Annotated in this window: 11 protein-coding genes; 2 read left to right on the plus strand and 9 right to left on the minus strand. The window is 61.5% G+C overall.

Annotated features, from left to right (window positions below):
• Positions 1 to 113 precede the first annotated feature (113 nt).
• From C7I85_RS04495 to C7I85_RS04510, 4 genes are all read right to left on the minus strand, one after another.
• Entirely contained in the window at positions 114 to 1,685 is a 1,572-nt protein-coding gene (locus C7I85_RS04495; RefSeq protein ID WP_106722752.1) for a phytoene desaturase family protein, read from the minus strand.
• A 257-nt stretch (positions 1,686 to 1,942) separates the two neighbouring features.
• The gene (locus tag C7I85_RS04500; RefSeq protein ID WP_106722753.1) at positions 1,943 to 3,169 is read right to left on the minus strand and encodes a styrene monooxygenase/indole monooxygenase family protein; all 1,227 of its coding nucleotides are present in this window, start codon (positions 3,167 to 3,169) and stop codon (positions 1,943 to 1,945) included.
• Between the two features lie 58 nt (positions 3,170 to 3,227).
• Entirely contained in the window at positions 3,228 to 4,013 is a 786-nt protein-coding gene (locus C7I85_RS04505; RefSeq protein WP_106722754.1) for an SDR family oxidoreductase, read from the minus strand.
• A 41-nt stretch (positions 4,014 to 4,054) separates the two neighbouring features.
• A complete protein-coding gene (locus C7I85_RS04510; protein ID WP_106722755.1) occupies positions 4,055 to 4,552 on the minus strand; it encodes a flavin reductase family protein in 498 nt (165 codons plus the stop codon).
• Positions 4,553 to 4,735: 183 nt separating this feature from the next.
• On the opposite strand from C7I85_RS04510, the gene C7I85_RS04515 reads away from it, so the two are divergent.
• Complete coding sequence (locus tag C7I85_RS04515; protein ID WP_106722756.1) at positions 4,736 to 5,728, plus strand: AraC family transcriptional regulator; 993 nt, start codon at positions 4,736 to 4,738, stop codon at positions 5,726 to 5,728.
• A gap of 755 nt (positions 5,729 to 6,483) precedes the next feature.
• On the opposite strand, the gene C7I85_RS04520 is transcribed toward C7I85_RS04515, so the two are convergent.
• The 4 genes from C7I85_RS04520 to C7I85_RS04535 are packed head-to-tail and all read right to left on the minus strand — an operon-like array spanning position 6,484 to position 10,179.
• A complete protein-coding gene (locus C7I85_RS04520) occupies positions 6,484 to 7,386 on the minus strand; it encodes an ABC transporter permease (RefSeq protein ID WP_106722757.1) in 903 nt (300 codons plus the stop codon).
• Between the two features lie 4 nt (positions 7,387 to 7,390).
• Positions 7,391 to 8,203: an ABC transporter ATP-binding protein gene (locus C7I85_RS04525; protein ID WP_428832816.1), complete on the minus strand. Its 813-nt coding sequence runs from the start codon at positions 8,201 to 8,203 to the stop codon at positions 7,391 to 7,393.
• The gene (locus tag C7I85_RS04530; RefSeq protein WP_106722758.1) at positions 8,188 to 9,150 is read right to left on the minus strand and encodes an ABC transporter substrate-binding protein; all 963 of its coding nucleotides are present in this window, start codon (positions 9,148 to 9,150) and stop codon (positions 8,188 to 8,190) included. The genes C7I85_RS04525 and C7I85_RS04530 overlap by 16 nt, the downstream gene beginning before the upstream one ends.
• A gap of 30 nt (positions 9,151 to 9,180) precedes the next feature.
• Positions 9,181 to 10,179: a dipeptidase gene (locus C7I85_RS04535; RefSeq protein ID WP_146148833.1), complete on the minus strand. Its 999-nt coding sequence runs from the start codon at positions 10,177 to 10,179 to the stop codon at positions 9,181 to 9,183.
• A gap of 119 nt (positions 10,180 to 10,298) precedes the next feature.
• Between C7I85_RS04535 and C7I85_RS04540 the strand changes: the two genes are divergently transcribed.
• Positions 10,299 to 11,216, plus strand: a complete 918-nt coding sequence (locus C7I85_RS04540) for a LysR family transcriptional regulator (RefSeq protein ID WP_106722760.1) — start codon at positions 10,299 to 10,301, stop codon at positions 11,214 to 11,216.
• Between the two features lie 528 nt (positions 11,217 to 11,744).
• Here the strand turns inward: C7I85_RS04540 and greA are convergent.
• Positions 11,745 to 12,227 carry a transcription elongation factor GreA gene (greA, locus tag C7I85_RS04545; RefSeq protein WP_106722761.1) on the minus strand — a complete coding sequence of 161 codons (483 nt, stop codon included), beginning with the start codon at positions 12,225 to 12,227 and terminating at the stop codon, positions 11,745 to 11,747.
• Positions 12,228 to 12,306 lie beyond the last annotated feature (79 nt).

A 12,306-nucleotide genomic window follows, 5' to 3' on the forward strand; every position in this document is an offset into this window, starting at 1 on the left:
CCGCGCTATCATGCCGAGGTACTATGCCGCCGGTTCAAGGGCGCCTCGATCGAACGAATTGCCGACACGGCGTACATGCCGACATCGCGTGTCGGCGGTTGTTAGTCTGGCAGTCAGAGCTTGTTGGCAAGAAGGAAGCCCGATCCGCCGCCTAGCCCCGCGCCTGGATGGGTCGAGGCTCCAATGTGATACAGCCCCTTGATGTCTGTTTTGTGGTTGCGACTTGTTTTGAAAGGACGCCAGAGGAACGCCTGGTCGATGGTCGACGAGCCGCCATAAGGATCGCCTCCGACAAGATTGATGTTTATGGCTTCCAGATCGGCCGGCGAATAGGCCCTGCGCGCAAGGACGGTCTCGCGGAACCCCTTGATATGCGCCGCAAGGATCGCCTCGACGCGGTCGGCATAGGCTTCCCGCAGTTCCGGCGTCCAGTTCCCCTCCGCGGGGACGTCCAGCTTTCCTGCCGCGTCGCCCTTTAGCGTGCGTGGTGCCTCCGGCAACTGAAGCCACAGGATGGCTTTGCCTTGCGGACAACGTGACGGATCGAGCGCGTGCGGTTGGCCGACGCAGATCGTGGGAGCCTCCGGCAGCATGCCACGGACTGCCTCGTTGCAGGCCTTGGACACGCCATCGAGGCCGGGCGTCAGATGCAGCAGTGCGACCTTGCCGAGCTCGGCGTTGGCCCATTCGGGCGGGCGGTCGAGCGCATAGTGCATCTGAAAATTGCCCTTGCCGTAGCGATATTTCTTCACCGCGTCGGGATCGGCTTCAGGCTTCGCGCCGCCAAGCAGGCGCTCGTGAAGCTGGGTCGGGGTGACCGAGCAGATGACGCTCTTGCCAGCCGAGATCTCTTCGCCCGAGGTGAGGCGAACACCGGTGGCCCGACCCGACGACAGGACGATCCGGTCGACATCAGCTCTTGTTCGAATCGTTCCCCCGCGTTCCTTGATCAGGGCTTCGAAAGCGGACAGCGCATTCCGCGCTCCGCCCTTGACGATGGGCGCGCCGGCCGCTTCGAGAGCGAAGCCGATGACCTTGCCGATCTGGGCCGAAAAGGCATCTTCCGGGTCAAGCCCGGCATGCAGCACCCACGGTGCCCACAAGGCGCGCATGGTCTCGGATCGATAGCTGCTCTCGAGCCAGCTCCGCGCTGGGGTCAGCATTTCGCCAAGGAAGGCAGCGAGCCCGCGCGGACCCTTGCGCCAGGCCTCGCCCAGCATCAGCTTCAGCGTTGACCATTTCCAGAGCTCGCTGCCGAGCAGGCTGAAGAGCGTGCCCGCATTGGCTTCGACGCTCATGACATCCGCGCTGTATTGCGAACCGTCGCCCACGCCGAGGGCGTTGAAGGCTTCGATATTGGCCTTGCGATCGTTGTGCAGGATCGCGTGGCTTCCGTCGGGCCTCAATACGGCCGTCGGCATGGACGTGTGGCAGAATTCGAGCCCATGACGGCCAAGATCGGCAGCCAAGGCCGCATAGGCCGGCGAAGTGATGAACAAGACGAAGGTCGTGGCCATGACATCGTGGATGAAGCCCGGCTCGGTGATCTCTTCTGTCCGGATGCAACCGCCGATGCGGTCGTTGCGCTCAAGCACCAGCACTTTTGCGCCTTTGCCACCGAGGATGGCAGCGCAGACCAGGGCATTGATGCCGCTGCCGACGATGATGTAATCGGGCGCGCTCATCGAGCTTGCTCCTGCAGGGTGCCGACTTCTGGCTTGCTACCGCGAGCGCCTTGGCAATGAACCCTTGATATCATGGAAACCTCCCTCACTTCTTGTCCGTCAGGAAGTCCGTTAATGGTCTTCCCTGGCAGCCTGCATCTTTTGGCATGGCGACCGTGTCGAAGCCGTATCCGGCTTGTTGGTCGCCCGGAATCTCGGGCTACGTTCACGAACCATGCCGGCAAAGAACATGTCATTTGCCGGCGTGGTGAAGCCCGTCAGGCAGCAAGCTGCTGAAGGTATCGGTCAGCCTCTTCGGGGACCGCAAACCAGGGGAACAGATCGGGCGGATTGTCGAAGGCATTGGCAATGCGGAGCGACAATGCGGGCATAGCCTGGGCCGAGCCCATGATATTCAAGACATGCGGGGGAGGCGGCTGCAGCATTGCGTTTGTCCAGCCGACCACGAACTGGGCATAATCCCAATATTTGTCGAAGGTCGCCTGCATGAAAGCCTCATCGAACGGCCGATCGCCATGATCGACGATGGCATCCATGTAGACGCGAGCCGCCTTTGAAGCATTGTTCGAACCTTGCCCGGTGATCGGGTCGTTGAGGCAGACCGCATCGGCGAGGCCAAGTACGACTTTTCCAGACGGCAGCCGGCCGATGGGCTTGCGCACAGTCGGAGGAAAGGCACCGGAGAGGATGCCGTTGGCGTCGGTCAGTTCGACATTGCGGCAACGCTCGGCTTCCCACGGCAGAAACGTCGACAGGATCTCTTTCGAACGGGCGAGATGCTCCTGCGGGCTCGCCACGTCCTTCCAGCAATCCATCGGCCCGCCAGGGACGCCCTCGAACACCATGATTTCGCAGGCGCCGCTGTTGGTCAGTGCCGGGAAGACGAAATATTCGCCCACGCCCGGGATCAGGTTGAAATTCACGGCGGAGTGGTCGGGCCGCGGCGTCATGCCGTGGACATAGGTCAAGGCAAGTGCGCGTTGCGGCCTGTCGAACGGCGATTTTTCGGTATCGCGTTCGAACATCTTGGCGATGTCGCCCTTGCCGGCAGCGACGATGGTCAGGTCGGATGCCGCCGCATAGGCTTCTAGATCGGCGATCCCGGCGTCCTTGATTTCTAGACTGCCGCCGCGGCGCTCGAACTCCTTGAGCCAGACCGGAATCTTGGTGCGCTGGTCGACGCTCTGCGCCGGGCGGTCGAGCAGGCCGTTCCAGTCGATCGCCTTGCCGCCGGAGCCGGGCACGACGAAGTTGATCGAGTCAACGGTCGGGCACTCCTCGCCCCAGAAATCGAGACCGATGTCGCGTTCGTTCTGCAGGGCGGTGTGGAACATGCACTGGCTGGACATCACCTTGCCGGTGCGGATGTCGTCCGCCGTACGGTTCTGGACGACCTTTACGTCAAAACCCTTCTGCAGGAGGCCGCAGGCGAGCTGGAGGCCGGCCTGGCCTCCGCCGAGTATCGTGATCTTGCGATTGCTCATTCCATTCCCCTTCTTGTTTCTATCGCTTGGCTTGCTGCGCCGTTGCGGCTGGCCGGGCCTATTCCATCAGCAGCGGGATCGCCGGATCGACCCGCTCGGGACCGATCGCGGTGTAGCCACCATCGACGCAGACATCGGTGCCGGTGATGAAGCTTGCCGCGTCGGAAAGCAGGAAGGCGATGGTCTCGCCGATTTCCTCGGGATCGCCAGTGCGGCGCAAAAGGTGGAAGGGGGCGGCGACCCCATCGGTCTTCTTGCGATCGTTACCGCTCAGCTGTTTCATGATGTTGCTCCAGGTCCAGCCGGGCGAGACAGCGTTCACCCTGATGCCGTCGGGGGCGAGGTCGAGCGCCTGGTTGCGGGTGAGCTGCAGGATAGCTGCCTTCGAGACCGGATAGACCCAGCGTCCGACCTGGGCGACGCGCGCCGAAATCGAGCCGAAATTGACGATGGCCCCCTTGTTTTTGGCGAGGTGCGGACGCGCCGCCTGCATCAGCATGACCGAACTGACGATGTTGACGTCGAGCGCCTTCAGCCAGTCGCTGCGCGCGGTGTCGGCACCATTGTCGAGATAGGTACAGGCGACGTTAACCAGGAAGTCGAGGCGGCCATGCTGTTCGACCGTCGCGGCGACCAGAGCGGCGATATCGGCGTCGCTGGTGATATCGGTTCTGACGAAGCTCGCCTTCATGCCAATGTTCCCCGCGGCCGCCTTGCCATCGGCTTCATTGATGTCGGCGATCACCACGTTGACGCCGTAGCCTGCGAGCACCGCCGCACAGCGTTCGCCGAGCAGCGTGGCGCCGCCCGAAATGATCGCGGTCTTGCCGTCCAAACCCTTCATGAAAATCTCCCGTTTCGATGGTTGCGCGCAAAGGCGTTGCGTCAGGCGGCCGAAGATGGCCGTGGGAAGGAAGCGAAGCTTCCGTCGAGATAGACAAGCGAGTGGCCATTCCCCAGCACGGTCTCGACGACCTGGCCGATCAGGATGACATGCGTGGTGTGGTCGATGATCTGCTCCAGCTTGCACTCGAAGGATGCCAGCGCACCCTTGGCAATGGGCACGCCTGTTGTTCTTGTTTCCCATTCGCCGACCGAAAACCGGTCGCTGGCTGCAAGCGAGGTCTGCCCGGCGAAGGTGCGGGCGATCGCCTCCTGCCCCTGCGACAGCACGTTGACAGCGAAGACGCCCGAATCCGGCACAAACTGGGCGACCCAGGTCTTGCGGTTGACGCAGGCGATGAGAGAGGGCGGCTCGGCCGATAGCGAGCAGACCGATGTCGCCGTCAGGCCGCGAGGGTCGCCATCATTGCTGGTGGTCGTGATGACGCTAACGGCGCCGACGACCTTGCGCATGCCGGCAAGGAATAGGTCTGAGGACATCTTGCTCCTCCGATGTCGTTCCCGGGTGAACGCGATGCCCTACGTGCGGCGGGGCTCGCGTTTCATTTAAACTTCAACTATGTTGAGAGTGGAGGAGCATAGGCGGCAATCCGGATCGCGCAGCGATTATCCAGATTGCGCAGGATCGAGTGGCCAGTTGCGACCGCGGGAGGGGTTGCTTGCATGGACCCCGTCACGGCAGAACAGTCAATCATACGTCGAACGCTGGTGGACACGCGATCCCCTGAGGAGGCGCGGCAGGAGATTGGCCGGATATTCTGTCCGCATTTCCTGGCGCCCAGCGCACGGCACGCAAACGGCTTTCATGCCGTCCATCGTTCTTCGCGGCAACGCGACTATTCGCTGAATGTGGTGAGCTATGGCACTGAGGTGGATATCGATCCCGGTGAGCTCTCCAACTTCTTCCTGCTCCAGATTCCGGTTGCCGGCTCCGCAATGGTCCGCTGCGGCAAGGACACCGCGTGTGTCGAGGCAGGGCGCTCGGCCTCGTTCTTGTCGCCGACCCTTCCCACCAGGATGCGCTGGTCTGGCGATTGCGAAAAGCTGATCGTGCTGATCGCGCGGGAGGCGATGCAGAAGCAGTGTGAGCAGATCGTCGGGCGACCCGTCGACAGGGTCGAATTCGCCACCGGCGTCGACACGACCAGCGATGCGGGTCGTCAGCTGCTCGGCCATGTCAGGCTGATGCGGGAAGCAACCGAGATCGAAAGCGGCATCTTCGGCGACTATCTTGCGCGCCTTGGCGAAAGCTTGACCACGCTCCTGCTCATGTCATTGTCCCACTCGCAGCGGCGGGTTCTTGAAGTTGCGGCAACACCTGCAGGGTCCGCTGTCGTTGCCCGCGCCGAGGCGTGGATATTGGCCAACATCGAACGGTCGTTCTCCGTTGCCGATATTGCGGAGGCAGCCGGCACGAGCTTGCGTTCGCTGCAGGAAGGGGTCCGTCGCCAACGGGGGACCACGCTTACGCAAATGATCGAGACCGTTCGGCTGGAACATTTCAGGGCGGCCCTTCAGGATCCTGGCACTAGTCGTTCGGTGACCGAGATCGCCTATATGGCCGGGCTTGGGCATCTCGGACGAGCAGCCGCCGCCTACAGGAGACGCTACGGCGAAACGCCATCGGAGACGTTGAGGCGGACGCGTCAAAGGTAGTGCGTGTTCAGCGAACGGTGAGGCCTAGTTGGTTCCCGGCCATCGGCGTGAAGAGTTGGCGGATGCTGATGTCGGCAAACAGGAAAATCGGCATGGGGAGTTCCGGATAGCTCCCATTCAAAATGATGGGACCCCGGCCGCGATCAGGGCGCCCTAGTTCAGCTGCGCCGAAGGAATAGCAGGTAAAAAGCTGCAAACACCAAGACAATTCCAATATTCACGGCCAGCCGCTCCCAGAATCGATCTCTGAAGAACAGAAAATCCACACCGACTATGACCGCTGCCATCGTTATCACGTAAAGCACGATAGCTAAATGTCTGCTCATTGAAGAGGGGTTCTCCATTTTTGCCGGGTAACTCATGGGGCCGGCCAGACACAGAATTCAAAGTGGGCGTCCGTCTTGGCTCAACTAGCGGATCCCTTCGAATTTGGGACCGTCGATCGACACGATTCTGACTCGACTGAAGTCGATATCAGCCAAGAATCCGTTTCCGCCCTCGTTCGCCGATACCCCCGTCGATTGACGCAAAAGCGAACTCACTCGCCACGCTGAGCTTGTCACGGCGCTCTGATTTTGGTTCCCGCGCCGCGAACCGATTGCGCGTTAGAGAATACGAAGCTTGGGTGGCGACATCGTTAGGACAGCCCAACGGCACACCATCCGTTGGAAAACACGATCGGAACCGCAGCTTGTCTCCCGCCGTCGCGCTACGTTTAGTGCTCCGATTTTCCGCTCAACTTTTGCAGCACGTCGCTAAGCACGCATTGTTTCGCGCAAGGCGCTGCGGCCACGCAGCATGGGAAGTCCGAGCGTCACCAGTACGAAGGCGGCCGTCACGACCTTTAAGTCGCTTGGTTGCAGCCCAAGCGACAGCGCAAGCGACACCAGTTGATAGTAGATCGCCGCGCCGACCACTGGCGCCAGCAATTGCCGGGTCACCGTCTGCCGTCCGGTGATTGTTTCGCCGATGACCAGGGATGCGAGACCGTTGATCAGGATGCCGGTGCCCATGCCAACATCGGCATAGCCCTGCAATTGTACAATCAACGCGCCTCCGAGGGCCGTTAGGCCCGAGGCGATGCCCAACCCGGCGATCGTGCAGGTCCAGATACTGATGCCGAGCGACGGCGCCAGATCCGGATTGATGCCTATCACGCGCATTGCCGCCCCAGCCTGCGTGGCCAGATACCAGCGCAAGGCGATCAGAACCGCGACGATCAATATGGCGAATGTGACGACTTGCAACCGGACGTCGCTCAGAATGGCCGGGTTGATCTGCATGAAGATGTTGTCGGCGCCGAACAATGCGACGTTGGAGCGGCCGAGGATGCGCATATTGAGGCTGTAGAGCGCCGTGAAAACCAGGATGCCTGCCAGCAGCGAATTGATCCGAAAACGCAGGTGGACCAGTGCGGTTGCCGCGCCTGCTCCAGCGCCAGCGAGTATGGCCGCCAGCGTTGCAAGCAGTGGCGAATACCCTGCCATCAGCAATGTCGCACACACGCAGCCCCCGAGTGGGAAGGCACCTTCGCTAGTGAGGTCAGGAAAGCTCAGCAGCCGGAACGGGATCATGATACCGAGTACTAGGAACGAATAGATGAGGCTTTGCGACAGCGTCACCGGCACGAGATTGAGATAAGCCTGGATCACGTCCATTTTGTCAGGTTCCCAGCAGCATGCGGTCGTTGTCTATTCGGAACTTTTCGACGAGATCGGCAGGCGTGAGCGCTGCCTTTTCGATGCCGCCGATGTCGTCGCGGACGCGGCCGGCGTCCATCATTACCAGCCGATTGCCGGTCTCGATTGCCTGGCGCATGTTGTGGGTGACCATCAATGTGGTGAGCGACTGTTCGGCGACGATCCGCAATGTCATCTCCATAACCAGATCGGCGGTACGGGGATCCAGTGCAGCGGTGTGCTCGTCGAGCAAAAGCAGCGAGGGGCGCGACAGCGACGCCATGATCAGCGACAACGCCTGGCGTTGACCACCCGAGAGTTGGGCCACAGGGGTCGACAGGCGACCTTCCATGCCGAGTGACAGGCCAGCGAGCAACGCCCTGTAGCGATCGCGTTTGGCGCCGTCGAGATGGGGCGTAAAGCCTCTGCGTTGCCCGCGCTGCTCGGCCAGAGCCAGGTTTTCCTCGATGGTCATCGCGGCTGCGGTACCGACCATCGGGTCTTGAAACACACGTGAGATCAGGCCTGCCCTTTTGTGCGCGGGCAGACGGGTGATTTCGCGGCCGTCAAGGGTGATCGAGCCGCCGTCCGGCTCGATCGCGCCTGCGATGGTGTTGAGCAGCGTCGACTTGCCGGCGCCGTTCGAGCCGATGATGACGACGAAGTCGCCGCGATTGAGCGCAAGGTCCGCCCCGTCGAGTGCGGGTCGCGCTCCGGCGAGACCCGCGTTGAAGGTCTTGCGTAAGCCTGCGCAGACAAGCAGGGGCATGCCCACCGATGTCACTTCAGGAGCCATGGGCTGTCCTTGAGCGCTTCCGGAACCGTCAGGCCGACGCCCGCGAGGCCCTTGGGGCTGACATAGGCGTCGAAGTCCTCGGCCTTGGGCACATAGGGCGCAATGTCGGCCGGCTTCTCGCCCTTGAGGATCCGGTCGGCGATATCGGCCGCGTGCTCGCCGTTCTTGCGATAGGAAATGGCGTGGAAGCCAGCGAGTTGGTCCTTGAGGTCGGGGGCATAGACCGAGTTGAACAGCGGCAGCTTGATCCGCTGTGCAACCTGCGCAACAACCGGCACTGACGTCTGCACGACGTTGGACTGTATGAGGAAGATAGCGTCCACCTGCCCGGCGAAGGTCTGGACACGCTGGGGCAGATCGTTGGGATTGTCGACCGGCACGCCGACGACCTCGATACCGGCCTTGGCGGCCGCCTTGTGGATCAGCTCCATATTGGAGGTGTCGTTGTCCTCGCCCGGATTGAACAGGGTTCCGACTTTCTTCACGCCCGGCAACACCTTCTTGAGATAGTCGAAGGAGGCGTCGAAATCGGGTAGCATGGAGGCGCCCGAACTCCATGCCGAACCGTGTTGCCAATCCGGCACGATGCCTGCCACGACCGGATCCACCACCGCGCCAAATACGACTGGGATCGACTTGTCGGTGATGCCGCGCACCGCCGCCTGGTTGAGCCCGGTTGTGATGGCGAGGATCAGCGCCGGGTGCTTCGCCTCAACCTGCTGCAGGATCTGCGGAACAAGGCTGCGGTCGAAATTGGCGTGCTGGAAGCCGTAGGTGACGTCCTTGCCTTCGACATAGCCCAGCTCGGCCATCCGGGCCTTGAAGCCTTCGGCCACCTGATTGAGCGCGGGGTGCTCGCCGAAGCTGGCGATTTCGACCAGTTTCGGATCAGCCAAGGCTGCGCCATTTGCGGCGGTGAGCAAGGCTGCAGCGAGCAGCCACTTCATCAATTTCACGACACGCTCCTTGAGTTGGATTTACACGGTAGAGGGGCGCCAGTTCTGTTCAGCGACCCGCAGGAAATTCTCGCCCAGCACGCCGAGGATGGCGGCTTCCGAATAGCCGTGGCGTTCCAGGGCTTCGACCAACTCGGGCAAGACCTCCGGTTTGACGTCGGCCCAGGGCGGGCGGGGATACCCCCGCAACGCCATCATCGGACCAGAGTCGTAGAGCTTGGTCATGAATGGCTGGTAGAAGACGGTGTCGAGGCCTAGGCCGACATGTTCGGGTCCGACGAGCTGGGCGACATGATCGATGTGACGCATCAGGGCCGGAACGTCTGAGCGGTTGTCGTCGGTCAGGAAGGCGCCAATCGAGTTGATGCCGACCACGCCACCGCGCTGGGCAAGAGCCTTGATCTGGACGTCGTCGATGTTGCGCTCATGGTTCTTCAGCGCACGAACGCTCGAATGTGAAAACACCACCGGCTTTTCCGACAATTCGATAATGTCGAGCGACGTGTTGATGCCGGCGTGGCTGGCGTCGAGCATCATGCCGACGCGGTTCGCCTCGGCGACGAAGGCCCGTCCCAGCATCGACAGACCTGCGTCCGAGGGCTCGTGGCAGCCGTCCCCAAGTGGATTGCGGGTATTGTAGGCCAAAATCATCCAGCGGATGCCGAGCCGGTACCAGCTATCGATCATGGCCGGCTCATAGGCGGCCGGGCCGGCGCCCTGCAGGTGGAACCCGATCGCCGTCTTGCCCGACTGCTTGGCTGCGCGAATGTCGGCCACGGTTTCGATGAGCTGGTAGTCGTGGGCGCGCTGCTCGAACCATCGCCTCTGCTGGGCGAGGTGGCGAAGGGTGGGTTCCGGTCGGTCCCAATCGGCGCCGATGGTCAGCGAAAGGAAAGAGAAACCCGCGTTGCGGTACCGGACAAGCATATCCGGCCCCTCATCGAGACATTCGGGAGTCCAGCCTACCGCACTTTCCCAGACGACAGCCTTGTCGATGAGGTTCCTGGCTGAAACTGTCACTGCGTACACACCCGATGAGTATTGAAGTTCATAGCGTCAGCTAATCGGCAATCTCGTTGTTGCGCTATTGTCGGGAATGGGTTTGATTGTTTCATGTTTGAAACAATTTAGGTCCAGCAATGCCGACCGCACCCGACCCTTTCGACCTGATGATTTTCGCGCGTGTGGCCGAGACAGGCAGCTTCAGCGCCGCGGCTGAACGGCTTGGCCTGCCGAAGTCGACGGTATCCCGACGCGTGTCCGTTCTTGAAAGTCAGCTTGGTGAGCGCCTGCTCCAGCGCACCACGCGTCGCAACGTCCTGACCGAGATGGGCCAACGCATCCTCATCCCGGCCGAACAAATTATCCACGAGGTCGATGCAGTCATGGCGGTCGCCGAGCACCGCCAGGTGACGCCGTCCGGGCGGTTGCGCGTATCCGTGCCTGGCGACCTTGCTGCGATCTCGCTCGCTCCTATGCTGGCGGATTTCAGCAAGGCGTACAGTGAAATCCAGCTAGAGCTCGACCTCTCGCCACGTTATGTCGACGTGATCGCCGATGGCTTCGACCTAGCCATACGGATTGGCAGAGAAACGCAGGACCTTCAGTTGACCACCCGGCATCTGGTCGACCTGGGTATCAGTCTCTACGCGTCGCCGCTCTACACGGAACGCGCCGGCGAGCCCGATACACCGGAGGCGCTGGGACGGCATGACGTCCTCGTGCTGCTCGCCGATGGCATTCCGGTGACCTGGCTTCTCAGCAGAGACGCTCTTTCGGTTCCGGTCGATATGTCAGGGCGGCGGGTTACAGCGAATTCTTATGAACTTCTCTTCCGCCTGGCGCGTTCGGGCGCAGGCATAACGGCCATGCCGGATCTGTTCGCCCGGCCTTATCTCGCCAGCGGCGAACTGGTTCGCGTCCTGCCTGAATGGCGCCTACCTCCGGCGATGGTGCGCGCCGTCTTTCCAAGCAGGCAGCTTATGCCGCGCAAGACACGGGTTTTCATCGATGCGCTGCTCAGCCATCTCAAGCCACGCCCATTGAGGCCGGCATAGCCGCCGTCATCTTGGCCGGTCTTTCCCGATACCGGTAAGGTCCGGCTAACGTAGCGTGCGGTGGCGTAGGGCTCGGTTGCGAGGGCAACGACCGATACCGACATTTGCTACAGGTTGCAGTCTAATGCGAAGTCGCTCCAAGTTTCACTCGAAACAGCGAACCAATCAGGTGGGTCAGAAGCGGGCCTCCAGTCCGATCTTTGCACCGTCCTGTTTACACTCCGGCAACTGTCAACGTGCTTCTTGCCGTGACAGTGTATCCCGGCACTCTTTTCCATGAAGGACAACGGCATGCGCCTCACGTTCGGCAGCTTTCGGCCCCACTGCGATCGGTCACTATTCGCCCTGAGCCACCGCTACTAGGCGCAGAATGAAGGGCTCGCGGTAGCTGTCAACCTCCAGTTGCGGCGATGGGTGTAACCCGCTGCGCCTCACCTAACAGTATACCAAATATGCGGTGGCGGTTGGCCGTGACGGAGGCATAGAACATGCCTGCAATTCGGTCGTGCGTCGTACCCCGACGTCCAGCTAAGAAATGGACAGGATCTCCAGTTCGCGCTGCGCTAGCTGGACGACGTCACCAACTCTTTTGCCAATCAGCGCGATGGCAACCGGTGAACCATGCGATATGGAAGCTTGAGACGGGTTGGCCTCATCCTCACCGACAATGCGGAAGGTCTGGGTGCGGCCATCGTCACGCGCGAATGTAACGGTGTGACCGAAGGCGATCACTTCATTGGACGTGGACACCGGCATAAGCTGAGCCGTACGAACCCGCTCGGCATAATAGCGCACATCACGAAGCGGAACCGCCGACTGTCGCCGCCGTTCGTTGACATCTTCCAGCACGTTGGCGGCCTCGAGAGCCTGCCGGGCGCGGGCCAATTCATCTTGCAGCATCCTGAGACCCGCCTCCGTGACGAGGTTGATTCGATCGGAAATAGGGCGAGCCGGGAGGATGGTTTCCGACGCTGCCTCGGCGCTTTCCTCCTTGGCAAATGCTACGCTCAATTGGTCGGAACTCCCTGCTGAACACTGTCAGTGACCGGATAGCCCACAGCCGACGATAAAGCTGCAACAATTTGACAGC

The organism is Pseudaminobacter soli (ex Li et al. 2025) (assembly GCF_003012705.1).
Taxonomy (GTDB): domain Bacteria; phylum Pseudomonadota; class Alphaproteobacteria; order Rhizobiales; family Rhizobiaceae; genus Pseudaminobacter; species Pseudaminobacter soli.

Excerpts from the sequence above, each read along its gene's own strand:
- C7I85_RS04510 (WP_106722755.1), bottom strand. The coding sequence starts at position 4,552 with ATGTCCTCAGACCTATTCCTTGCCGGCATGCGCAAGGTCGTCGGCGCC.
- C7I85_RS04515 (WP_106722756.1), top strand. The coding sequence starts at position 4,736 with ATGGACCCCGTCACGGCAGAACAGTCAATCATACGTCGAACGCTGGTG.
- C7I85_RS04505 (WP_106722754.1), bottom strand. The coding sequence starts at position 4,013 with ATGAAGGGTTTGGACGGCAAGACCGCGATCATTTCGGGCGGCGCCACG.
- C7I85_RS04495 (WP_106722752.1), bottom strand. The coding sequence starts at position 1,685 with ATGAGCGCGCCCGATTACATCATCGTCGGCAGCGGCATCAATGCCCTG.
- C7I85_RS04500 (WP_106722753.1), bottom strand. The coding sequence starts at position 3,169 with ATGAGCAATCGCAAGATCACGATACTCGGCGGAGGCCAGGCCGGCCTC.
- C7I85_RS04520 (WP_106722757.1), bottom strand. The coding sequence starts at position 7,386 with ATGGACGTGATCCAGGCTTATCTCAATCTCGTGCCGGTGACGCTGTCG.
- C7I85_RS04525 (WP_428832816.1), bottom strand. The coding sequence starts at position 8,203 with ATGGCTCCTGAAGTGACATCGGTGGGCATGCCCCTGCTTGTCTGCGCA.
- C7I85_RS04530 (WP_106722758.1), bottom strand. The coding sequence starts at position 9,150 with ATGAAGTGGCTGCTCGCTGCAGCCTTGCTCACCGCCGCAAATGGCGCA.
- C7I85_RS04540 (WP_106722760.1), top strand. The coding sequence starts at position 10,299 with ATGCCGACCGCACCCGACCCTTTCGACCTGATGATTTTCGCGCGTGTG.